The sequence below is a fragment of the Nonlabens ulvanivorans genome (assembly GCF_032922765.1).
In the GTDB taxonomy this organism is placed as follows: Bacteria; Bacteroidota; Bacteroidia; order Flavobacteriales; family Flavobacteriaceae; genus Nonlabens; species Nonlabens ulvanivorans.
On the sequence record NZ_CP136694.1, the window covers coordinates 1545737 to 1567966 of the forward strand.

Sequence of the window (22230 nt, forward strand, 5' to 3'; positions counted from 1 at the left end):
TTAAGCAAAAAATTGATAATAAAAATGAGTTTTTCGTTATTTCTAGTTACTGTTTTAATATTTTTGATTTTAACATATCCCTATTTATATGAAAAATCAATTAACTATTATTATTGCTCTTCTAGGATTAAGCATTGCAACGGCACAGAACTATTTGGACATTGCACGTATTAATATCTCTAATACTACCCTAGAAGATTTAGAACAAACTCACGAGACTAACATTACTAATGTCAATCTTGAATTTCTTCTTCCGACTCCGATTAATGATAAGACTATTTTAATTACAGGTCTTACAGCCGAGAATTCGAGCCTTGTTTTAAGCAATGGACTATCAAGAGAAAATTTAATAATGACTCGAATTAATTTAGGAGCAAAAGTTTATCATTCTAAAAAATGGACTGGAACCTATTTGTTATTACCTAAAATAGCTTCTAATCTTAATGAAGTTGCAAGTCAAGATTTTCAAATAGGCGCTATCGCATTACTGGAATACAGGCATAAAAATAGATTCAGAACAAAGTATGGTTTGTATAGCTCTTCAGAAGAGTTTGGTACAATCATTACTCCATTACTTGGAGTGTATTATAGAACGCCTAATAATAAATTTTACATAGATGCTGCCTTCCCTATACGTATGGAGGCAAACTATAACGTGACTAAAAAATTCAGCTTAGGAGCTGATTTACGTACATCTGTTAAATCATACAATCTAGGATTAACTGATCGCTATGTACAAGAAGAATCCATACGCGGTGGTTTATATGCCTCTTACTCTTTAATGGATGATAAACTCATATTAAGAGCCAAGGCAGGTCTAGATACTACAGATTATGGTCTTTATAATTCTGGTGACAGGATAGGTGCACAAATCTTAACGATTCAAGTTAATGGAGATGATCGAGCACGACTAAATAATGAATTTGATAGCAGTGTATATTTTGGTTTTGATGCGATATATAGACTTAATCTATAAATTGACATATACCATATGATTTAAACACCATAAACTTAAAAATTTAAGGTGTTTTTATTTTAATACCTTTCTATCAGGTCTTTGATCACTTCTTCTTAAGTAAACTGCTGTGACAATCTCTGCGTCATCTATGGCTTCATCTTCCATCAGCATGGTTTTGTGTGAATAACCTTGCGCTACTAATAAATCTGCATTTGCATCATTACCTAAAATCGTTTTTTTACTTTGAATTGAAGTCAAAAAAATCAAAGAAAAGAAATGGCTTCCTTTTCTTATAGTAAAAAATTTATCCTTGGGCTTACCTGGTAATGTCATGGTGTCTATTAAAAATTCCCCTTGGTACAGCTCGGCTGTGATTTCATTTCCTTTAGTATAAGATAGAAAGACTTGATTTCCTTCAGCTATATTTTGCTTTTTATCTTTATTATGAAGACATAAGTCATTCCATAGACTATTCTCATCATCTCCTTCAATTCTATTCTCATACAATCCAGTTAGTGTAGTAGGTGTAAGCACCATTGGATTTTCATTAATTCTTTTAGCTAGACTATTTGAGGTATAACAACTAGATATAAAAAAAGTCATTAATAAAAGTGTGAAAAATTGTTTCATAACATTAATTTTTGGTTGTTCATCTGTTATCAAAAAGCATGCTAAACTAATAACGATTAAAAAACATGATACTGAACATATATTTTATCTTTGTAAAAAATATTATAAATGAAAAAGATCATAATCCTTTTAACCATCGCTATTAGTTTTAACAGTTGCGGTAGTCTCAATGAAATTGTTAATAGTATACCATCAGGTAGTGGCGGTGTTTTATCTCAAGCAGATATAGGTAATGGACTTAGACAAGCTCTTGATCAAGGAATTGACAAGGAAGTTTCTAAACTTATGGCTACAGATGGTTTCTATAGAAATGAACTGGTTAAAATTCTATTACCAGAAGAATTACAAAAAGTAGATGATGGTTTACGTAAAATAGGTTTATCTAGTGTTGCAGATGATGGTCTCAAACTTCTTAATCGTGCTGCCGAGGATGCTACAAAAGAAGCTCTTCCTATATTTGTTGATGCTGTAAAGGGAATATCTTTTAATGATGCAAAACAGATTTTATTAGGTGATCAGCGTGCTGCGACCTCTTATCTTGAAAATGCAACGCAACAGGCCTTGTATGCAAAATTCAGCCCTATTATTAATAATAAACTGGGTGAAGTAGGCGCTACAGAACTATGGTCTGGTGCTATTAATAAATACAACGCTTTGCCATTAACTAGTGATGTAAATCCAGACTTAACTGATTATGTTACTCAAAAGGCACTTGAAGGTGTTTATAAAATGATTGCTCAAGAAGAAATTCAAATACGTAGTCAAGTATCTTCTAGAGGTACAGATTTATTACAACGTGTATTTGCATTACAAGACTAAATGTAACAGACTTTTTACAATCAGATAACCTGTGTAGAAAGAATATTATAGAATTTTGCCCTGCTGTTGAAGCGTTATAATGGGTTAGTTAATAAAGGAAACCGTTTATATTAATGGTTTCCTTTTTTTTATTTAAAATCTCACGCAACCTTTTAAGAAGAATAACGTCTAGTAAATGTATGTTTCGACATCATTAAGGGGATTTTAAGAAGGCTGTTTCTACTGAAGCAGCCTTTTTTTTTATGAAATATTATTTGTGAACAAACTCACAATTGATATTTTGTTAACCGTTATTAACTTTAAATGGGGAAATAAATAGACAGACTACATTTAATTTTGCTTTCTAAATTAAAAAATAAAATGAGTGACCGCACTTTAGATTTGTACAAGAAAGAGCGTTTGTATTGTTCTATGATAAGAAAATCGTTTCAAGTAGCCTTAAAAGATAGAGATCGCAGCCAGGCTATTCTTAAAAAAGCAGAACAGCTTAAAGCAGAAATTATTCAGCTCAAACAAACACTATTTAATTAGAATTCAATTGTTTGAAATAGTTAGGTGTGTCTTTTAAACGGCTGCCATACCATGAGAAATACGTCCCATCTACGGTTAACAATCTGGGACTTTTTAATTCCGCTTTCGCGAAAGCGTCTTCAATTTCCTTCTTATCTAAATCATTAAAAGCATAAGGTTCTGATGAGAACAGAATCACTTCAGGATTTAAATTAATTATGTTTTGTAACGTCAATTCTGGATAACGACTAGCTCCATCCATGATGTTTTTATAACCACCACGCTCCATGATATCATGAATAAAGGTATCGCTACCAACTGTCATGTAAGGATTTTTCCATATTAAATATAGTGCGTTGACTGCACTGTGTGATTCTTTATCAAAATGATTGAAGTTGATTTTGATTCTATTCACTAACGATTTAGCTTTAAAACTAGTCCCAGTCATTTTTCCTATGTCTGCAATCATTTCAATAGCATCATCTAGATGAGCTATATCTGACACGTATGTAGGTGCGATTTCTTGACAAGCTAGAACAATCTCTTGTGTGTTCTCTTCTTTATTACAAATGATAAGATCTGGTTGCACTTCCCAAATACGTGAAGCAATCACCTTTTTTGTACCACCTACCACTTTTATTTTATCAATTAATCCAGCTGGATATTCACAAAATCTAGTAATACCTACTAGGTATTCTTCAAGTCCTAATTCTACAAGAAGCTCTGTTTGTGAAGGTACTAAGGAAACAATACGCAAAGGGCGCTGTGGTAAATCAACAGTACGGTAACATTGGTCAGTGATTGATATAAACATTAGTCAAGTGCGTTTTTAGTTACCCATAATTTATAACCGAAGATCATCATTTGCCATTTACTGGCCTTGCTTAAATCTAATCGACGTTTTGTAAAGCTGGGTAAAACGGCTTTATTAACTCGGGCTAATATTTTAAAGAGCTTTTTTCTCATGATGCAAAGGTATCTTATTATCGATAAGTTCAATTCTCTAAATATAAAAAAGCCTGTCTTAATTAAAGACAGGCTTTTTAGGGCTAATTAATTTTTAAATCTAGTTAGTTACTTACGGATGTCATTTTAGGACTTAACCCATCCTTGAAATAGTCAAAAGTGAGTTTATTTATTCCTTTATTAGTAGCAATGGCATAATCAGTGCCTGCAAATTCTATTTTTAATTTTACAACTTTACCATTGCGTTCTTTAAAGGTTTTGATATTGAAAGAGTATCCTTTGGCTCTTACTTTTTCTCCATACTTTTCCAGCATCCCTTCACTAAAGTTCATAAGTGTATCTGAGGTTATAATTTCACTAAGTGTAGATTCACCATTACGAGAATTAGCAATAATATGTTCTCTCCTTTTATTTATTTCATCCTTTTTCCTTTCTCTTTCTTGTAGTATAGCTGTATGTCTTTCTTCTATCCTCATGTTTCTATCTATTCTTATAGAATCTATAGAAACTCTTCTTTTTAAGCTATCTCTTTCAATGAGAGCTTGTTGTCTCTTTTCATCTCTGCGTTGTATTAGTTCTTGCCTTCTAGATTCCATTTGATCTCTTCTAATCGCTCTTAAAGAATCCATTTCAAATCGTCTTTGATCCATCAGTGCTCTTCTATCAACACTACTTGGCAATTCTTTAAGTCCTTCACCATCTTTAGTAACAATAATCACAACTCCATCTTTTCCTTTCTCACCATATAAATCAGTTGCATCTTCACCTTTTAAGATATTCATTGAAGCAACATTACTCATGTCCATATTCCCGCTAAAAACAGAGTCATTAGATTCTTTACCATCCACTATAACTAACTGTTTCTCACTATCAGAGTTATTCATAACGATGTAGTTACCAGAGCTTAAATTACTATTAGGCATTTCAAACCGCGAGTAATCAATATCATCTAAGTCATTTAAATCTGGTAACTCTTGATAATAATTACCTATTGAATCTGAATTGATATAAATTAAGGATTTTTGAATGTGTGATTCAATAGAGTCAAAATTGATATTCATAAGCTGCAAATCAATTTGATTCTGTAATGAGTCCATATTTATAGTACTCAATTTTATTGTTTGCATAATACTATCTACATTCATTTGCGTCAGTTGATGATATTCATCAGGTGATAAGTTCATATACTTAACATCACCTAATTGATAGGTAGTTTGAGGTGCATCCTCGCAATTGTTGAGCTTCCAGTTTTTGTGATCTCCTTTTATAGAACCGTTAATACATATATTAGGTATTGCGGTGTCATTCTTATAGGTCTGTGCTATTTTTGCTCCATCATTATCATCCAGTTCTATTTTAATAGACACCAGCTTTCCTTCTTTATATCTAAGCTTACTGTATTTGAAATCAACGTTATAAGATTCTTTTAAAAACTTTTTATGTTCTTCTAAAGACTCTTTAGTAGATGTAGGTGTGATTTTAATGTAAATCTTCACATCTTTAGAGTTTACCTCACTCCATTGAAAATTTTCATCTTGCTCTATATTTAAATCTCCATAGGTCCAATCGTCTCCCATTTCTACATGAACTCCATCTTTAGTGATGTATAATGTCTCACTTGAATTATCATCATTCACCCATAGCTTTTCTTTACTAGCTTTAATAAGTAATAACTTAAAAGGCTCAGTCCCAATAGTCATGTTCTTGTCCCATTTTGATTCAGGAAACTTTGTAGAGATACTAAGACGTTTTAATCTATTTCTTTCATCACGTTCTTGATCACTAAATTTCACTTGATAATTTGCATGGTCATTGATTTGTGATGCATACCTATCTAAATCTTCATCAGTTGTCTGTGCTGTGATATCATAGATAAGCTCTTCAGAGGTTTTAAGAATAGAATCTGCTTTAGAAACCTTAACAGCATTGATCATATTTAGATCATTGCTCTCTTTTAATGAATTTTGAATCTCTAGAGTTGGATCATTTTCTAATTCTAGATACTCAACTTCAGTAACAACATTAAAACTGTAGAGAAAAACAACAATTACTGGTAATATCAATGCATACTTATATGCGTTCCAGCGTGCACTGGCTTCTTTTTGTAACATCATAATACGTTTTTTAATAAATGGCGTGAAAAAATTATTAGCTAGTGAAGGTTGTAGATGAAATGCAGCGCTACTCAATAAAGTACGCTCGTAACTTACACCAGATTTAGTTTGCGTTTTTGCTTCGGCATCTGCGATAAACTCTAGGTTCTCTCCTATTTGCTTTTTTAACCACCACGTCAGCGGATTGATCCAGAAGATGGCTCTATATAAATGACTCAGCAATACATCAATGCTATGCCATTGTCTGGCGTGTACCTTCTCATGATCTAATATGACATCTAGCGCAGCACTGGGCTCTTCTGATTCACTAATACATATATAATTAAAGAAACTGAAAGGAGTCAGCTTTCGCGAAAGCGTAACCGTAACAAAATTCCCGCTCTTAACGGTCTTACCTGAACGTATTAAACGATACAGTGAGCTAAGCTCTACTATCATTTTACCTATAAAGAAAACCATAACAGTTACATATAAAAAGCCGAAAAGCTGCCAGTAATCAAAAGGTGTATCTACTGGAATTGCAGGCTGTTCTAGCATTATTGCCATGGGCGTTGCTACTTGCTGTGGTAAATACGTATATTGTTGAATGGGTTGTTCTACATAAACAGTCTGTGTAATTTCTATCAGTGGGAAGGCAATGGATGCAATAATACCTAAAAATAGAAACCACCGATTTGCTTGAAAAAAAGTCAACCGTCGCAATAAAAAATGATATGTAAAGACAAAGATGCTTAGTACACCAGCACTTTTAAGTAAATATTCTATAACTGCTTCCATCTTATTTTTCTTTAGATTCTATCATTTCTAAAATTTCTCTCAAATCTGCTGCGCTTATTTTTTCTTCTTTTGCAAAAAACGAAACCATATTTTTATAACTATCGTTAAAATATCTGGTCATCGCATTATTAACAAAGGTGTTGCGGTAAACTTCTTTATCTACTATAGGATAATAGCGGTGTGTTTTACCAAAAGCCTCATAAGCCACATATCCTTTCTCTTCTAACTTGCGTACAATAGTAGAAACGGTATTGTAATGATTAGTACCTGATAATTGTGGTACAATCTCTTTTACAAATGCTTTCTCTAATTGCCAAAGCACTTGCATGATTTCTTCTTCCTTTTGTGTGAGCTTCTCCATACTTAATATTTTTTACTACCATCACTAATCGATGTTCAAACATATAACTATTTTTATAGTTATCAAACTAAAAACGTAGTTGATTAACTATTATTATAGTTTTTGTATAAAAAAAATCCCGTACTTGTAATAAGTACGGGATTTATAAGAGATTAATTTTAAGACTAATAAGCGGTTTGAACTCTTGCCCTATGATGAATTTCATCTAATTGAATTAATAAAACAGGTATTCCATCTTCACCTTCAAAGCTGTAAATCTTATCATCAATTTTAAAAGATATATTAGTAATGACATTCTTAGTATTACTTATGTTTTCAAGAATACTACAATTGAATTTCTTTTTCTCTATCTCAGAAACAAGTTTTTGAACATCCAGAGATTTTGAGTTTTTTGTAATCACAAACTCTTCAGTCAATTGAAAGGTCATTATGGCAACTTCATTATCAAATGATGCCGATGGGTTGAGTAGATTTCCTTCTTTATTAATGAGCATTCCATTACTATTTTTCAAAACCAGTGATAAGCCATCAAATTCAAAACTATAAGTGTCACCTTTAAGCATTGTGGTTCCATTCTCAGGTTCATTTGCTAACGATTTATCTAAGATCATAATGGTCTTATCTGACGAATCATAGATGAAAGTCTTATCAGAATAAACCTTGTAAGTACACTGTTCGCCTGCAAAGAATACTGTATTAGACTCTATTGCAGCATCTACACCTGCCGCATTTTGCTTCATTGCATTTAGTACATCAGCAGTGTTTTGTTCATCTTCAATTCTATTCCTTTCTTGAATAGTTGAGATAGACTGAACTTCTGATCCGGCATTATCAACTTGATTCTCTACAGATTCTGATACAATGATGACATCAGGCTTTTTAACACTATCTCTAGGCATAAATCGATTCTGACGACTGGCACGAGCCTTTTTGAGAGAATCTTTTCTGAGTTTGGTTTGCAGGACTATTTCTTCTGCTTTTAATCTTTCTAATTCAAGTTTTGCTACTTTAACTTTCTTTAAGGAGTCTTTGCGTGCATTGTAATCTTTATTGACCGCTTGTGAAAGTGTTGAATAGCCACCTGATGATTGATTGTGCCTTGAATTTTCACGAGCCTTCTGGGCTGCTTGTTTTTGATCATCAGCTATTTCATCATACTCTACTGTTATATCTTCCTTTACAAAAATATCTTTTATACGTTGCTTATATTGCTTGAGCTTTTCTACTCTAGCATTATATATTTTTCTTTCTTTTGCTTCTTGTACAGGATCACGATGCAGTATGGACGGACCATCTTCATCACAAGAACCTGCATAACTTACAATGTTTGTCACATTATTAATTACAATACACAAGTCATCTATTTCAGAGTTAGACTTAATAATGAATTTTGTGGAACGTTGTGTCTTTTCTTGAAAAGCAATTCCTAGAACCATCACCTTTCCATTGCGTGCCTTATAGGAAATCAGTTGTGCATTAATTTCAAAAGACTCTTTTAACGTATCAAAAAACAAAAAGAGATCATCTTTACTGCTATTGCTGTCTAACTTAAATATAGTCTGATTCACACCTTCAATATCTTTGGTAGATAAAGAACTTGCTTGCGTGTAATTACTTAAAAATAAAACAACTGTAAAGACAGTCATTAATAATCTAGAGAACATTTTTATCTTTGTTTATTCAGTTTGCAAAAATACACCGTTATAAATTTTAATAATCATTAGAACAATATAGTTATGGTTGAATCCACTAAATACATAACTTATAAGGTAAACAACATCTAGTTCTTCTTCTCACTTACATTTACTCGATTATTTCTCTCATCTATATCTATTAATATAAATGAATTTGAGTCTAATACATTGAAAACAAATGACTCCTCATCTATTCTAAATACCAAATTAGTCAGACCACCAGTTTGATTAAATGTGGATTCTAGCAACTCTGTATCAAACTGATATTGCTCGATTTGATTAAGAACATTTTTTATTTCATCATCAGAAAAATGAATTTGTATTTTAAAACTATGTGTTGTTTTAAAATCTTGAATTTGTGAATTGGTATTATTAACTCCTGCACCTACCACTTTACCTTCTTCATCAATAAGTTGACCTTGTGAATTTTTAATTATGAGTAGATTCTCAGTAAATTCATAATTAGCCTCTACTTGATTAACGATAACTTTACCACTTTGTGGTGCATCTATCAATTCATCGTCGATAGTTAATATTTTAGCACCAAAGGCGTCATAAATAAAAGTACGCCCCATGTATACTTTAAAGCTACACTGCTCTGCATTGAACATTAAATAGCCTTGCTCTATAATTCGATCCTCTATAGCAATATAGCCTTGTTCATTTGCATTAACCATCAATTGCTTACGAGAGTCTGTCTGGTCCAGATCTTCTCTATACCTTTCACGTTCATCGATTAGCTCCTGTTCTGCTTTTAGCAGCGCCGCTCTTTTCTTTTCCTCTTCAATAAGACGTTCTTTCTCTAATTGTGCATTAAGTTCATCTTGTAAAGCTTGTCGCTCTAGAGCGAGTCTATCTAATTCCAGCTGTCTTTCTAACCGTTTTAATTCTAGAGCCTCTTTTTCTTTCTTTACTCGTTCATTTTCTGCCTTAACTTGCTCCAATCGTTCAGCTTCTAGTCTTTTACGCACGCGTATTACTTCTCGAGCACGTTCTTTTTCTTCCTCTTTTAATCGCAGCACTTCTTTTTTATCTAGCTCTTCCTGTAATCGTCGTTGTTCTTGTCGTTGTTGAGCAGCAAGCCGTTCCTTTTCTAGCGCTTCTAACTGAAAACGTTCTTCTTGCGCAAGAGTTTCTAATCTAGCCGTTTCAATAGCTATTTGCCTCTTTTCTTGTTCTAACTTTGCTCTACGTGCCGCTTCTGCTTCTTGCCTTCTCGCAAGTTGTCGTTCACTTACCTCTCTTAATTGCTGTTCTCGTTTCAAAGTTCGATCTGCAATTAATTGCTCATTTTGAATACGCTTTTCCGCTTGTTGTGCCTTTAGTTTTGCTTTTCTAGCAAGCACATCTATACGTCGTTGCTCTTGTTGCTGTTTCACTCTCAATCTGGCCGCTTCTATTTCCGATTCTGTCTTTGCCTTGCGTGCAGCTATCACATCTTGAGCTGTCTGTCGAGAATCTACCTTTTCTTTCTCAATTTCTTCTGCTTTCTGAACCGTTTCTTTTTCATCAACTTCTGTAGAGTCCACAAAAGTTGCCTCATAAAACTGACCATATTGAGAGGCACTTATTGGCGTAACAGCCTTTAAGGCAAAATCACATGGTGCAAATTCAACAATATTATTGAGTGCAGGATTAAGCGTTAAGCAAACAGTATCGATACCCTTATCATTTTGCAGATTTAAGGGGAAAATGGTTCCATTTTGATCAGTTAACGTCAGGTCTAATAAGGTTATGACGCCACCATGACGTTTATATCTATTTAATTTGGCTTTGACGCTATGATTGATAAAAAGCTCTTTGAAAAGTTCAAAAATCTCGGTTCGTGTAGAACTTTTATCTATACTAAAGGTTGCAATTTCTGTATTGGAGTAGATAGTATGTGCAATGGTTGCTGGTGTTTCCGCTTTCGCGAAAGCATAATACCCAACAAAGAACACGATCACTAACAACTTCCATTTCCCTACAAATGAAGTCATCGTCGTTTAATTTATGACTCCTAAAGTAAACAAATAATCAAAAGCAGCCTTAATACTGTTTTTAAATTAGAAGAATCTACAAAAATAGGCGCTAAATGGCATCAAAATAATATTGTCATTCCTATAAAGCGATTAACTTTGCAAGTTCATATTTTGTAGTTATGATTAAAATTACTTTACCAGACGGTAGTATAAAAGAAATGGAAAACGGCACCACACCTATGGATGTCGCGATGAGCATATCACAAGGACTTGCTCGCAATGTAATAAGCGCTAGCTTTAACGGAATTAAAGTAGAGACTAAAACACCACTTACAGAAGATGGTAGTTTAGTGCTCTTTACCTTCAATAATCCAGAAGGAAAAGAAGCTTTCTGGCACTCAACATCTCATATCATGGCTCAAGCTATTGAAGAGTTGTTTCCAGGTGTAAGTTTAACAATAGGACCTGCGATAGATAATGGGTTTTATTATGACATAGACTTTAAAGAGCATTCCATATCTGAAAGTGATATCCCAAAGATAGAAGCGCGAATGCTTGAAATAGCACGTGGCAAACATGAGTTTACCATGCGCAGTGTTAGTAAGGCAGATGCTCTTCAATTTTATAAGGATCAAAACAATCCTTATAAGGTAGAGCTTATTGAAAACTTAACAGATGGTGAGATTACCTTCTGTGATCATGACACTTTCACGGATTTATGTCGTGGTGGTCATATTCCTAATACAGGGATTATAAAAGCTGTGAAAATTATGAGTATTGCTGGTGCATACTGGCGTGGTGATGAAAAAAACCCACAACTTACTCGTATGTATGGTACCTCTTTCCCTAAGCAGAAAGACCTTAAGGAATACCTAGAATTACTAGAAGAGGCTAAAAAAAGAGACCATAGAAAATTAGGTAAAGAGTTACAACTTTTTACTTTTTCTCAACGTGTAGGTCAAGGGTTGCCATTGTGGTTACCAAAAGGTGCTGCATTACGTGAGCGATTAGAAGACTTCTTAAAGAAAGCTCAGAAAAAAGCTGGTTATGAAATGGTAATCAGTCCTCACATAGGTTCTAAAGAACTATATGTCACTTCTGGTCACTATGAAAAGTATGGTGCAGACTCTTTTCAACCTATAAAAACTCCTAATGATGATGAAGAGTTTTTATTAAAACCTATGAACTGTCCACATCACTGTGAGATCTATAAAAGTTCACAATGGTCTTATAGAGATTTACCAAAACGTTTTGCAGAATTCGGTACCGTATATCGTTATGAGCAAAGTGGTGAACTACACGGACTAACACGCGTGAGAGGTTTTACACAAGATGACGCACATATTTTTTGTATGCCAGAACAGCTAGATAAGGAGTTTAAAGCCGTTATCGATTTAGTTCTCTATGTATTTGGTTCACTAGGATTTGAAAATTTTACCGCACAAGTAAGTGTTCGTGATCCTAAAAAACCAGAAAAATATATAGGCGATACTAAAAATTGGGAAATTGCAGAAAATGCAATTATCAGTGCTGCAAAAGATAAAGGTCTAAACTATGTGATAGAAGAAGGCGAAGCTGCCTTTTACGGTCCTAAACTAGACTTTATGGTTAAGGATGCTCTAGGTCGCAGCTGGCAATTAGGAACTATTCAAGTAGATTATAATTTACCAGAACGCTTTGACCTATGGTACAAAGGTGCTGATAATGAATCACATAGACCTGTAATGATCCATAGAGCTCCATTTGGTAGTATGGAACGTTTTATAGCAATTTTATTAGAACATACTGGCGGTAACTTCCCATTGTGGCTGATGCCAGAGCAGTGTACTATTCTGTCTCTCAGCGAGAAATATGAAAATTATGCTAAACAGGTGGCTAATTTGCTAGAAATTAACGAAATTCGCACAACGATTGATAATCGTGCCGAGACCATGGGTAAAAAAATACGTGAGGCAGAGATGAATAAATTGCCTTATATGCTCATAGTAGGAGAACAAGAAGAAAAAGACGGCACAATTTCTGTACGTAAACATGGAGGAGATGATTTAGGAAGTATGACGGTTGAAGCGTTTAGCCAGTATATTAAAGATGAAATCGCCTCGACAATAAAAACATTTGAAGTTTAATTAAAATTATATAGCCATAGCAATAAGAAGACGCAGAAGCCGCGGACCGGCTCGTATTATCAAAGAAGACAAGCACGCGATTAATGAAAAAATACGCGCTAGAAAAGTACGCCTTGTAGGTGAAGGAGTTGAACCACAAGTTTTGGACACTAGAGACGCGCTTGCAAAAGCTCGTGAAATGGAGTTAGATCTTGTAGAAATTTCACCTAAAGCAGATCCGCCGGTAGCAAAAATCATGGACTACAAAAAGTTTGTCTATGAGCAGAAGAAACGTGAAAAAGTGATGAAGGCAAATGCCTCTAAAGTAGTCATCAAAGAAATCCGTTTTGGACCTAATACGGATGATCACGATTACGAGTTTAAAAGAAAACACGCTGAAAAATTCCTTAAAGAAGGAGCAAAATTAAAAGCATATGTATTCTTTAAAGGTCGTTCTATTATCTACAAAGATCAAGGAGAAATTCTATTATTAAGACTTGCTCGTGACCTAGAAGAACTAGGTAAAGTTGAGCAAATGCCGAAACTAGAAGGAAAACGCATGAATATGTTTCTTGCGCCTAAGAAAAAGTAGGTAGATATCAATAAAAATACTATTTTTGCATTCCTCAAAATGAGGGCTGTTTTATTTAAACAGCTTTCGGGCTGAGAATGCGAGAATTAAAAAAGGAAATTATGCCTAAAATGAAAACTAAATCTAGTGCTAAGAAGCGTTTCAAGCTTACTGGTACTGGTAAGATCAAAAGAAAACACGCTTTTAAGAGTCACATCCTTACTAAGAAAAGTAAGAAGCGTAAACTAGCTTTAACGCACGATGGACTTGTGCACAAAGCAGATGAAAACAATATCAAGTTACAATTACGTCTTAAGTAAGACCTTATTGTAAACCTTGATGGTTTATTAATTAATAACAAACCCAGTAGAAAGGCTTATCAAGAATTCTTTATGAATCGCCTCCTACTAAAAAATTAAAATTATGCCTAGAGCTAAAAACAGAGTAGCGAGCAGAGCTCGCAGAAAAAGAGTGCTTAAACAAGCAAAAGGTTACTTCGGACGTCGTAAAAACGTATGGACAGTAGCAAAAAACGCAGTAGAGAAGGCAATGTCTTACTCTTACCGTGATAGAAGAAATAAGAAAAGAACTTTCCGTGCCTTATGGATCACGCGTATCAACGCCGGTGCACGTATGCATGGAATGAGCTACTCACAGTTTATGGGAGCTGTTAAGAAGAATGATATCGAGTTAAATCGTAAAGTTCTTGCTGACTTAGCAATGAATCACCCAGAAGCTTTTGAAGCTGTTGTAAACAAAGTAAAATAAATTAGGTTTAACAACCTCTCGCAAATAAAAAATCCCATCAGTAATGATGGGATTTTTTTTATTTAAAACTCTAGTATCTATATCTCTATTTATTTTCAGAAATATTATTTAATTCCTGAATTTCTTTCTGATATTCTTCTAAGAGATACATATGATTAGATAAGGTATTGAAACTTGACCAACTTCCTACTCCTACAATACCTTCATTTTTCAAATCATCTGCGATACCGTTAACATTAGTAATTGTTCCTTTATTAACGCCCGGCAATGGCTCGTAGGTTTGAGCATTTACCGCGTTTAATGATAATAATCCTGCTACAGCTATTGTACTTAAAACTCTCTTCTTCATTGGTCTAAATCTTTATATTAGTTATACTTAATTTTTATAACACAAAGATAAATTTGACTATGAAACCAATGAAAACTATTAAATTAAGATTTATACAAAAAATACGTTTATTTTAACAAAAAAGGCTACAATATTAACGCAATCAACTTCTTTTACTACAAAAATCTTAAAACAAGCTGCTCTTTTTAAAAAATTCGTTTATTGAATATGATAAACACCACCTATATTTAAATTGATGAAATTACCAGCACTTAATTGAGAACTCAAATCCCAATTATTAAAATGATAGGTAGCACCTAAATCCACTTTATAGCTATGCTGCGTTTCACTTAGTACACTGAGAACATCGTTCAAGGTCTGTAGAAAAAAACCGTCATCTCCACTTAACTCATAATCTATCCAGCTACGATTATAAGCAACACCAGAACTAAAGGTCCAATCGTTATAATCTTTACTAGCTATTAATTGAAACAATATAGCATGAGCATCAACTAAAGATCCATCAATTACTGCTAACGGTGGAGAATTATCATCAGATCGTAATTCATATGGATTGAATGATAGATTTAAATCAAATAAAGAATAACTGGTTAAAAACGCCAGCTCAACAGGACGATCACCCTTGAATAAATATTGTGATAAATTATGTTTTACTCCAATTCCATAAATTGCATAATCAGATTTATCTATTTTTATATTAGGTGAATATCTTAACAGCAGCTCTGTTTCTTGCCACAACCCTACTCCTACCTGTAAGAATGGATATGCTAGAAATCCCGTATCGATACCTTCAAAAGCCTGAAATTCGTACTCTTCACCATCTATAGTAAAATCAAAGAATGTGCGTTGTTCACCACCTAATGTAGTAGGTATAGTCGTGGACTCGTCACCTCGTATCGTTAAATTCAATAATTCATCATTGTTGATATCAAAACTTTTCTTACTTGATGGAAAAACTAATGCATTGGCATGTAACGCAACAGTAATCTTATATTTATTTAAAGTATTAGCGCTATAATACCAACCAGCACTAGATTGCATCACAGATGCCTCTGCTGCTGGTTGCACATATCTATCAGATATGAGTAACATATCGGTAAGCACTTCTCCCAGTTCGTTATTTTGAGAATTGGAAAATTCCGCTTTCGCGAAAGCGAAAACACAACAAAGAATAGTAACTTTAAATTTCATAAGGCTGATAATAAGCCCGTGAAAATAAATAAAAACAAATTATGATAGTTTCAACAACTGATTTTATACCTGGAAAAGAAATAGAAGCGATACTAGGAGTCGCTAGAGGCAGCACTGTTAGAGCCAGAAATGTAGGAAGTGATATTTTTGCAGGTCTAAAAAATCTAGTAGGCGGAGAAATTGATGAGTACACAAAATTACAAGCACATAGTAGAGATCAGGCCATGCAGCGAATGGTAGATGACGCTAGAAGACTGGGCGCAGATGCAATTATCAACGTGCGACTCACATCATCGATGGTGATGCAAGGTGCGAGTGAAATTCTTGCTTATGGCACTGCAGTTAAACTAAAATAAGATGGCGGCTCTATTTATAATTTTACTTTATTTAATAGGAATCGCAGCCTGTATTGGGATTATAATCTACTTAATCGTTAAAAGAATTGAAAAGAAGGGAAATGAAGGTTTTGAAGAACGTGACTGGTAATATTAATTAGTATAGAGAGCAATCACTTAATAAACCTATTTTTGCATTTTAAAACTTGCTACTGTGCGCATAGATATTATTACCGTTTTACCAGAATTAATTAAAAGTCCATTTGAAGCTTCTATTCTCAAGAGAGCCATTGAAAAAGGTCTTGTAGAAGTGCATATGCACGATTTAAGAAAATATGGCCTCAACAAATATAATCAGGTTGATGACTATCAATATGGTGGTGGCGCTGGTATGGTGATGATGATTGAGCCATTAGATAAAATAATTACAGATCTTAAAAGTGAACGTGACTATGATGAAGTCATATATATGACACCTGATGGTGAGACTTTAAATCAAGGAATTGCAAATCACATTTCTCTCAAAGAAAATCTAATGATTATTTGTGGGCACTATAAAGGTATAGACCAGAGAGTGCGGGATATGTTTATTACAAAAGAGGTTTCAATAGGTGATTATGTATTAAGCGGCGGTGAATTAGGAGCTGCTGTTTTATGTGATTCTATCATAAGATTAATTCCTGGCGTGATTAGTGATGAGACTAGTGCATTGACTGATAGTTTTCAAGATGGCCTTCTTGCTCCACCGGTTTATACTAGACCTGCAGAATATAAAGGCCACAAAGTTCCTGAAATTCTATTGAGTGGTAATTTACCAGCAATAGATCAATGGAGAGAAGACCAAGCCATACAACGAACTAAGGATAGACGACCGGATCTTTTAAGCGATATTTAACGTTTAATATTTGATAAAATGTCGTAGATTTACTCTAATATGTAGACAAACATGAAACAATTTTTACTTTTTTTATTCTTAATAGCTTTTACTAGTCCTGTATTTACAGCAGCGACTCCTGTAAACGATATTAATGTTTCCAATTCATCTCGTATAGATATAGAGGATGAGTTTACACTTTTAACTAATCCTGTAAAAAATGGAGTACTCAAGTTAAGAGTAAACCAAACAGATACTAAAAGTATAGGCATTACAATTATTAATTCCTTAGGAGAGCAAGTTTATAATGCAAAAAGTGGTTTAAATAAACAGGTTATCGATTTTGATGTGTCTAAATTAGCAGCTGGAATCTACTTCCTACGTATACAAAGTGACACACAGAGTACCGTAAAAAAACTGATCATACAGTAACCAGAAGTATTCGATAATTTTCTTCAATTTTTTTTGTAACAGTAAAAGAAGTTTGTATTTTTGCAGCTCGTAAAAATTAACCTCTGACGATCTTCGTGAATGTTACTCTTTACTTAAACAAATTAATTCCCATTCAACATGGAACATTTAGTAAAATTCGTACAAGACGAATTCATTGAAAAGAAAGATTTCCCTAAATTTAGTGCTGGTGATACAATCACGGTGTACTATGAAATTAAAGAAGGTGAAAAAAGCCGTACACAGTTTTTCCGTGGAGTTGTAATCCAAGTAAGAGGAACAGGTGCTACAAAAACTTTTACAATTAGAAAAATGAGTGGTAACATAGGTGTAGAACGTATCTTCCCTATCAACCTTCCAGCGATTCAGAAAATTGAATTAAACAAAGCCGGAGCTGTACGTAGAAAACGTATCTATTACTTCCGTGAGCTTACTGGTAAAAAAGCACGTATCAAAGAAGCTCGTAGAAAATAATCTACTAGATCTTAATTATATTAGAGAAAAGCTGTCCTATGGACAGCTTTTTTTATATCATATTTTTAAATCTCACAATAAGCTTTCAACCCTTTTCATCTACAATTGCAAAATCAATCATTCAATACATCCATAAGCTCTATTTAAACTACTAAGCTTATGATAATTTAGGTTTTAAATAAGCCTGTTAAATATTATATTTGCTAGACTACTCAAATAAGATAATTTGAGATTATAATACTAATTAAAATTCATAATAAATGTCCAAGACTCCTACTATAATTTACACTAAAACTGATGAGGCACCAGCACTTGCTACAGCTTCTTTTTTACCTATTGTAAAAAAATTCATTGCGCCAGCAGGAATTAACATAGAGACTAAGGACATTTCTCTAGCTGCGCGTATCCTTGCTGTTTTTGCAGATCGTTTAGAAACAAGTCAGCAAGAAGAAAATGCACTTTCAGAACTGGGAGAACTGGTAAAACAACCAGAAGCAAATGTTATTAAACTTCCTAACATTAGTGCATCCGTACCTCAGCTCAACGATGCCATTGCAGAATTACAAGCAAAAGGATACAATCTTCCAGATTACCCAGAAGATCCACAAACAGATGAAGAAAAAGATTTTAAGCAACGTTACGATAAAATAAAAGGTAGTGCTGTTAATCCAGTATTAAGAGAAGGAAACTCTGATCGTAGAGCTCCTAAACCTGTAAAGATGTATGCTCGTAACAATCCACATAGCATGGGTGCATGGAGTAAAGATTCAAAATCTCATGTATCAACGATGCAACATGGTGACTTTGCCCATAATGAGAAAAGTTTTACAGCAAGTAAAGATACTTCTGTAACTATTCAACTTATTGATAAAGCTGACAGAACTCACATACTTAAAAAAGACCTTGCCTTATTGAAAGGTGAAATTCTAGATGCAACTTACATGAGTAAGGCTGGATTATTAGAATTTTTAGAAGAACAAATTGATGACGCTTTAGAGAAAGATGTACTTTTCTCCTTGCACATGAAGGCCACTATGATGAAGGTTTCTGACCCAATCATTTTTGGTCATGCAGTAGAAGTGTTCTTTAAACCATTATTTGATAAGTACTCAACTGTTTTCAATAAACTAGGTGTGGATGTAAATAATGGTTTTGGGGATTTATTAAGCAAACTGCATGAATTGCCAGAACTAGAAAGAGAAGAAATTCAAGATGAAATCCGTAAAGTATTAGAATACAGACCATCTCTAGCTATGGTGAATAGTGATCATGGTATTACTAACCTTCATGTACCTAGTGATGTTATTATTGATGCTTCTATGCCTGCGATGATTAGAAATTCTGGTCAGATGTGGAATAAAGACGGAGAATCTCAAGACACAAAAGCAGTTATCCCAGACAGTTCTTATGCTGGAATATATGCAGCTACCATAGATTTCTGTAAGGAAAATGGAGCCTTTGACCCTAAAACTATGGGAACTGTACCTAATGTAGGTCTTATGGCTCAAAAGGCAGAGGAATATGGTTCACATGATAAAACTTTTGAAATTGGATTTGGTGGAACAGTACAAGTTGTAGATGCAGACGGAACTGTTTATCTAGAACATGAAGTAGAGGCTGGAGATATTTGGAGAGCATGTCAGACTAAAGATGCTCCTATCCAAGATTGGGTAAAACTAGCGGTAACTCGTGCTCGTGCAAGCCAAACGCCAGCAATATTCTGGTTAGATGAAAATCGTGCCCATGACGCACAGATTATAGAAAAGGTGCATCAGTACTTAAAAGATCATGATACTACAGGACTAGACATTTCTATAGCATCACCTATTGAAGCAACAGAGCGCACATTGCGTCGTATGAAAGATGGTGAAGACACTATCTCAGTAACTGGTAATGTTTTACGTGATTATAATACCGACCTCTTCCCTATCCTAGAAGTAGGAACAAGTGCAAAAATGTTATCTATAGTGCCGTTAATGAATGGTGGAGGATTATTTGAAACTGGTGCTGGTGGAAGTGCTCCAAAGCACGTTCAACAATTTGAACAAGAAAACCACTTAAGATGGGATTCTTTAGGTGAGTTTCTTGCTCTTGCCGTATCCTTAGAGCATTTTGCTGTAAAATACGACAATCAAAAGGCTCAAATTATTGCAGATGCTTTAGACGCTGCCACTGAGAAATTCTTATTAAACCGTAAGTCTCCATCTCGTAAGGTAAATGAATTAGATAATCGTGGTTCTCACTATTACCTAGCCTTGTACTGGGCACAGGAACTTGCAGGACAATCTAAAGATGCAGAGTTAGCAACTGAATTTGCAACACTTGCAAAATCACTTTCTGACAATGAGACTAAGATAAATGAAGAATTGATTGCCGTTCAAGGTAAACCTATGGACATAGGAGGATATTACAAAGCAGATCCGGTAAAAGAAGAAAAAGCAATGCGCCCTAGTGCTACACTTAATTCGATTATTGGATAATTTATACTTATCTAAAAAAATAAAAGTCCTGATTGTTACAATCAGGACTTTTTTATTTTCTATAAATACACATTTGAGAGTTAAAAACTAACAGTTGAGTATATTGAAATGTCAGATTTTGATGTTGCTGTTTATCTTTATTAAAATTAATCTCATGTTATTATATAGTAATTCTTATAATTTATTGATGTACCTACATTTGGGTACCGTTGTACCTTGTATATTTTTAGGAGCATACTTACTTTTTTTTAGAAAAGGTAATTCACTTCATAAAGTATTAGGTAAAATTTACATGACCTTAATGATGATTACTGCGATTGCTTCTCTGTTCTTACCAGCATTGGTAGGACCACAGGTTTTGAATCATTTTGGATGGATTCATCTTTTCAGTTTCTTAACGCTTTACTCTATTCCTACAGCTCTTATAGCTATAAAAAAGGGTAACGTACGTAAACACAAAATTAAAATGATCATGCTCTATGTAGGCGCTATAATGATTGCAGGTGGTTTTACATTAGTGCCTGGCAGATACCTACATGGTGTATTTTTTGGATGATTTTTTATCTCGCTTTCGCGAAAGCGTCATTAAAAATACTGACCTATTCCAAAAACGAATCCTTGAGTTGATCCTGGTGTAATGCCTACTCCGTAATCAATACGTAGTATCGCATTAAAAATACGCTTATGCATAAAACGCACTCCTAATCCCGGATAGACACGTACATTATTAGAATTAGTAAAATCTCTAAAAGAACCTCCTGGATTGCGCCATGTCCCGGCATCTATAAAGGCGTTTCCTTGCAATACAAACCATTCCTTATCAATTATACTATGTCTGTATTCTGTATTCATGACTACAGATCCTGTACCACGATCGATTAAATTTCCAACACCACGCACATTTAAATTATTATCCACCGCAAATGGTGCAAATGGTGACTCATCATTTGTAGCCAGACCTAGTGTTAATCTAGTAGCCCAATTTCCTCGTTTCTTTATTCTTTTAAAATAAGTTAAATCATTTCTAACGATTAAAAAACTAGGTAGTGTTCTATTGGTACTTTCTACATATTGTGCGTTGAACACATTTCTAAAACCTTCACTGTACTGATAATAAAAATCAACACCATTATATTCGTAGATAAATTTTAATAAATGCTTATCAACATCGAGGTTTAATGGTGCTTGATTACTGATAGTACCAGATTTATAATCATATTTCTCTGTAAATAAACTAAAACCTAATTCTACTCTATTTTTTAGGTTGAATTGGTAAAGACCAGAAAGCTCAATAGAATTATTATTATACCTATATAAAGCAGTTCCTTCATTAAAAAACACAGGCTCTTCAGTTGTCAAGTTTTGATAATTAACAGCTAGACCTATATGCTTATTAAATAGATACGGTGCTCGTATTCCTGCTCCATAAGAATCATAGATATCTCTTAAATAATGACCACCTATAGAGATACCGCGCCCTAAAGCATTAAATTCTGCAATACCGATACGATAAGCCACTTCATCATCATTTGTGGTATAAAAATTAAAAGATGGTATGATGGTGAAATTTTCTTCTACGCCATACACTATTTTATATCCTTGATCAGTTAGATGAACTTGATAATATGCATGGGCAATTCCTGCTTCTCGTTTAAGGCGCAAGACATCACTCTTAAGGGTAAGGCTATCTAACGATTGCCCTACTTTAAGATCAATTAATGATGTAATATAGCCTGTTTTAGTCCTTTTATTATCCTGAATAACAATCTCGCTGATCACTTGTGATAAAGCATAGGGCGCGATAATAAAAAATAAAAAAATGGTGGTTAATTGTGTCCTCATA

Annotated in this window: 24 protein-coding genes; 14 read left to right on the plus strand and 10 right to left on the minus strand. The window is 34.0% G+C overall.

Annotation, left to right across the window (positions count from 1 at the left end; translation table 11 throughout):
* Positions 1-88: 88 nt before the first annotated feature.
* A complete protein-coding gene (locus tag R1T42_RS06970; protein WP_042270069.1) occupies positions 89-976 on the plus strand; it encodes a DUF6268 family outer membrane beta-barrel protein in 888 nt (295 codons plus the stop codon).
* A 54-nt stretch (positions 977-1030) separates the two neighbouring features.
* On the opposite strand, the gene R1T42_RS06975 is transcribed toward R1T42_RS06970, so the two are convergent.
* Positions 1031-1588, minus strand: a complete 558-nt coding sequence (locus R1T42_RS06975) for a hypothetical protein (protein WP_317291814.1) — start codon at positions 1586-1588, stop codon at positions 1031-1033.
* A gap of 108 nt (positions 1589-1696) precedes the next feature.
* On the opposite strand from R1T42_RS06975, the gene R1T42_RS06980 reads away from it, so the two are divergent.
* Both R1T42_RS06980 and R1T42_RS06985 read left to right on the plus strand, forming a co-directional pair.
* Positions 1697-2407, plus strand: coding sequence for a DUF4197 domain-containing protein (locus tag R1T42_RS06980; protein WP_317291815.1), 711 nt, complete (start codon positions 1697-1699; stop codon positions 2405-2407).
* A gap of 360 nt (positions 2408-2767) precedes the next feature.
* Positions 2768-2938 (plus strand): hypothetical protein, encoded by a 171-nt coding sequence (locus R1T42_RS06985; RefSeq protein ID WP_193741942.1) that lies wholly within the window; start codon positions 2768-2770, stop codon positions 2936-2938.
* On the opposite strand, the gene R1T42_RS06990 is transcribed toward R1T42_RS06985, so the two are convergent.
* The 6 genes from R1T42_RS06990 to R1T42_RS07015 form a co-directional block, all read right to left on the minus strand.
* A complete protein-coding gene (locus R1T42_RS06990) occupies positions 2931-3731 on the minus strand; it encodes an ABC transporter substrate-binding protein (RefSeq protein WP_317291816.1) in 801 nt (266 codons plus the stop codon). The two genes, R1T42_RS06985 and R1T42_RS06990, sit on opposite strands and share 8 nt — an antisense overlap.
* Complete coding sequence (locus tag R1T42_RS06995) at positions 3731-3883, minus strand: hypothetical protein (protein ID WP_036584403.1); 153 nt, start codon at positions 3881-3883, stop codon at positions 3731-3733. The genes R1T42_RS06990 and R1T42_RS06995 overlap by 1 nt, the downstream gene beginning before the upstream one ends.
* A 104-nt stretch (positions 3884-3987) precedes the next feature.
* The gene (locus R1T42_RS07000) at positions 3988-6774 is read right to left on the minus strand and encodes a M56 family metallopeptidase (protein ID WP_317291817.1); all 2787 of its coding nucleotides are present in this window, start codon (positions 6772-6774) and stop codon (positions 3988-3990) included.
* A 1-nt stretch (position 6775) separates the two neighbouring features.
* Positions 6776-7135 carry a BlaI/MecI/CopY family transcriptional regulator gene (locus tag R1T42_RS07005; protein WP_036584397.1) on the minus strand — a complete coding sequence of 120 codons (360 nt, stop codon included), beginning with the start codon at positions 7133-7135 and terminating at the stop codon, positions 6776-6778.
* Between the two features lie 164 nt (positions 7136-7299).
* Positions 7300-8799, minus strand: a complete 1500-nt coding sequence (locus tag R1T42_RS07010) for a hypothetical protein (protein ID WP_317291818.1) — start codon at positions 8797-8799, stop codon at positions 7300-7302.
* A gap of 116 nt (positions 8800-8915) precedes the next feature.
* Complete coding sequence (locus R1T42_RS07015; protein ID WP_317291819.1) at positions 8916-10808, minus strand: coiled-coil domain-containing protein; 1893 nt, start codon at positions 10806-10808, stop codon at positions 8916-8918.
* A 161-nt stretch (positions 10809-10969) separates the two neighbouring features.
* Between R1T42_RS07015 and thrS the strand changes: the two genes are divergently transcribed.
* From thrS to rplT, 4 genes are all read left to right on the plus strand, one after another.
* Positions 10970-12916, plus strand: coding sequence for a threonine--tRNA ligase (gene thrS / locus R1T42_RS07020; protein WP_036584389.1), 1947 nt, complete (start codon positions 10970-10972; stop codon positions 12914-12916).
* A gap of 55 nt (positions 12917-12971) precedes the next feature.
* Entirely contained in the window at positions 12972-13487 is a 516-nt protein-coding gene (infC, locus tag R1T42_RS07025; RefSeq protein WP_262496364.1) for a translation initiation factor IF-3, read from the plus strand.
* Positions 13488-13588: 101 nt separating this feature from the next.
* Positions 13589-13786, plus strand: coding sequence for a 50S ribosomal protein L35 (rpmI, locus tag R1T42_RS07030; RefSeq protein WP_036585360.1), 198 nt, complete (start codon positions 13589-13591; stop codon positions 13784-13786).
* 103 nt (positions 13787-13889) lie between these two features.
* Positions 13890-14234, plus strand: coding sequence for a 50S ribosomal protein L20 (gene rplT / locus R1T42_RS07035; RefSeq protein ID WP_006795594.1), 345 nt, complete (start codon positions 13890-13892; stop codon positions 14232-14234).
* 85 nt (positions 14235-14319) lie between these two features.
* Here the strand turns inward: rplT and R1T42_RS07040 are convergent, their stop codons facing one another.
* Together R1T42_RS07040 and R1T42_RS07045 are read right to left on the minus strand one after the other, a co-directional pair.
* Positions 14320-14583, minus strand: a complete 264-nt coding sequence (locus R1T42_RS07040) for a hypothetical protein (protein ID WP_317291820.1) — start codon at positions 14581-14583, stop codon at positions 14320-14322.
* A 198-nt stretch (positions 14584-14781) separates the two neighbouring features.
* Positions 14782-15774, minus strand: a complete 993-nt coding sequence (locus R1T42_RS07045) for a DUF6588 family protein (RefSeq protein ID WP_317291821.1) — start codon at positions 15772-15774, stop codon at positions 14782-14784.
* A 41-nt stretch (positions 15775-15815) separates the two neighbouring features.
* On the opposite strand from R1T42_RS07045, the gene R1T42_RS07050 reads away from it, so the two are divergent.
* The 7 genes from R1T42_RS07050 (at position 15816) to R1T42_RS07080 (ending at position 20943) form a co-directional block, all read left to right on the plus strand.
* Positions 15816-16130, plus strand: coding sequence for a YbjQ family protein (locus tag R1T42_RS07050; RefSeq protein ID WP_036584379.1), 315 nt, complete (start codon positions 15816-15818; stop codon positions 16128-16130).
* 1 nt (position 16131) lies between these two features.
* On the plus strand, positions 16132-16260 hold the full coding sequence (locus tag R1T42_RS07055; protein WP_317291822.1) for a hypothetical protein: 129 nt from the start codon (positions 16132-16134) through the stop codon (positions 16258-16260).
* Positions 16261-16323: 63 nt separating this feature from the next.
* Positions 16324-17004: a tRNA (guanosine(37)-N1)-methyltransferase TrmD gene (gene trmD / locus R1T42_RS07060; RefSeq protein WP_317291823.1), complete on the plus strand. Its 681-nt coding sequence runs from the start codon at positions 16324-16326 to the stop codon at positions 17002-17004.
* Between the two features lie 51 nt (positions 17005-17055).
* Positions 17056-17415, plus strand: a complete 360-nt coding sequence (locus tag R1T42_RS07065) for a T9SS type A sorting domain-containing protein (RefSeq protein ID WP_317291824.1) — start codon at positions 17056-17058, stop codon at positions 17413-17415.
* Positions 17416-17553: 138 nt separating this feature from the next.
* Complete coding sequence (rplS, locus tag R1T42_RS07070) at positions 17554-17907, plus strand: 50S ribosomal protein L19 (protein ID WP_036584372.1); 354 nt, start codon at positions 17554-17556, stop codon at positions 17905-17907.
* Positions 17908-18167: 260 nt separating this feature from the next.
* Entirely contained in the window at positions 18168-20387 is a 2220-nt protein-coding gene (locus R1T42_RS07075; RefSeq protein ID WP_317291825.1) for an NADP-dependent isocitrate dehydrogenase, read from the plus strand.
* Between the two features lie 154 nt (positions 20388-20541).
* Positions 20542-20943, plus strand: coding sequence for a DUF2306 domain-containing protein (locus tag R1T42_RS07080; protein WP_317291826.1), 402 nt, complete (start codon positions 20542-20544; stop codon positions 20941-20943).
* 29 nt (positions 20944-20972) lie between these two features.
* On the opposite strand, the gene R1T42_RS07085 is transcribed toward R1T42_RS07080, so the two are convergent.
* A complete protein-coding gene (locus tag R1T42_RS07085) occupies positions 20973-22229 on the minus strand; it encodes a BamA/TamA family outer membrane protein (RefSeq protein WP_317291827.1) in 1257 nt (418 codons plus the stop codon).
* Position 22230: the final 1 nt, after the last annotated feature.

Bases quoted from the DNA above. Each gene is read 5' to 3' on its own strand.
- R1T42_RS06990 (WP_317291816.1), bottom strand. From the start codon at position 3,731: ATGTTTATATCAATCACTGACCAATGTTACCGTACTGTTGATTTACCA.
- R1T42_RS06995 (WP_036584403.1), bottom strand. From the start codon at position 3,883: ATGAGAAAAAAGCTCTTTAAAATATTAGCCCGAGTTAATAAAGCCGTT.
- R1T42_RS06985 (WP_193741942.1), top strand. From the start codon at position 2,768: ATGAGTGACCGCACTTTAGATTTGTACAAGAAAGAGCGTTTGTATTGT.
- R1T42_RS07005 (WP_036584397.1), bottom strand. From the start codon at position 7,135: ATGGAGAAGCTCACACAAAAGGAAGAAGAAATCATGCAAGTGCTTTGG.
- R1T42_RS06975 (WP_317291814.1), bottom strand. From the start codon at position 1,588: ATGAAACAATTTTTCACACTTTTATTAATGACTTTTTTTATATCTAGT.
- R1T42_RS07040 (WP_317291820.1), bottom strand. From the start codon at position 14,583: ATGAAGAAGAGAGTTTTAAGTACAATAGCTGTAGCAGGATTATTATCA.
- R1T42_RS07000 (WP_317291817.1), bottom strand. From the start codon at position 6,774: ATGGAAGCAGTTATAGAATATTTACTTAAAAGTGCTGGTGTACTAAGC.
- thrS (WP_036584389.1), top strand. From the start codon at position 10,970: ATGATTAAAATTACTTTACCAGACGGTAGTATAAAAGAAATGGAAAAC.
- rplS (WP_036584372.1), top strand. From the start codon at position 17,554: ATGGAACATTTAGTAAAATTCGTACAAGACGAATTCATTGAAAAGAAA.
- R1T42_RS07045 (WP_317291821.1), bottom strand. From the start codon at position 15,774: ATGAAATTTAAAGTTACTATTCTTTGTTGTGTTTTCGCTTTCGCGAAA.
- rplT (WP_006795594.1), top strand. From the start codon at position 13,890: ATGCCTAGAGCTAAAAACAGAGTAGCGAGCAGAGCTCGCAGAAAAAGA.
- R1T42_RS06980 (WP_317291815.1), top strand. From the start codon at position 1,697: ATGAAAAAGATCATAATCCTTTTAACCATCGCTATTAGTTTTAACAGT.
- R1T42_RS06970 (WP_042270069.1), top strand. From the start codon at position 89: ATGAAAAATCAATTAACTATTATTATTGCTCTTCTAGGATTAAGCATT.
- R1T42_RS07015 (WP_317291819.1), bottom strand. From the start codon at position 10,808: ATGACTTCATTTGTAGGGAAATGGAAGTTGTTAGTGATCGTGTTCTTT.
- R1T42_RS07050 (WP_036584379.1), top strand. From the start codon at position 15,816: ATGATAGTTTCAACAACTGATTTTATACCTGGAAAAGAAATAGAAGCG.
- R1T42_RS07080 (WP_317291826.1), top strand. From the start codon at position 20,542: ATGTTATTATATAGTAATTCTTATAATTTATTGATGTACCTACATTTG.
- R1T42_RS07075 (WP_317291825.1), top strand. From the start codon at position 18,168: ATGTCCAAGACTCCTACTATAATTTACACTAAAACTGATGAGGCACCA.
- R1T42_RS07055 (WP_317291822.1), top strand. From the start codon at position 16,132: ATGGCGGCTCTATTTATAATTTTACTTTATTTAATAGGAATCGCAGCC.
- R1T42_RS07085 (WP_317291827.1), bottom strand. From the start codon at position 22,229: ATGAGGACACAATTAACCACCATTTTTTTATTTTTTATTATCGCGCCC.
- R1T42_RS07065 (WP_317291824.1), top strand. From the start codon at position 17,056: ATGAAACAATTTTTACTTTTTTTATTCTTAATAGCTTTTACTAGTCCT.
- R1T42_RS07010 (WP_317291818.1), bottom strand. From the start codon at position 8,799: ATGTTCTCTAGATTATTAATGACTGTCTTTACAGTTGTTTTATTTTTA.
- rpmI (WP_036585360.1), top strand. From the start codon at position 13,589: ATGCCTAAAATGAAAACTAAATCTAGTGCTAAGAAGCGTTTCAAGCTT.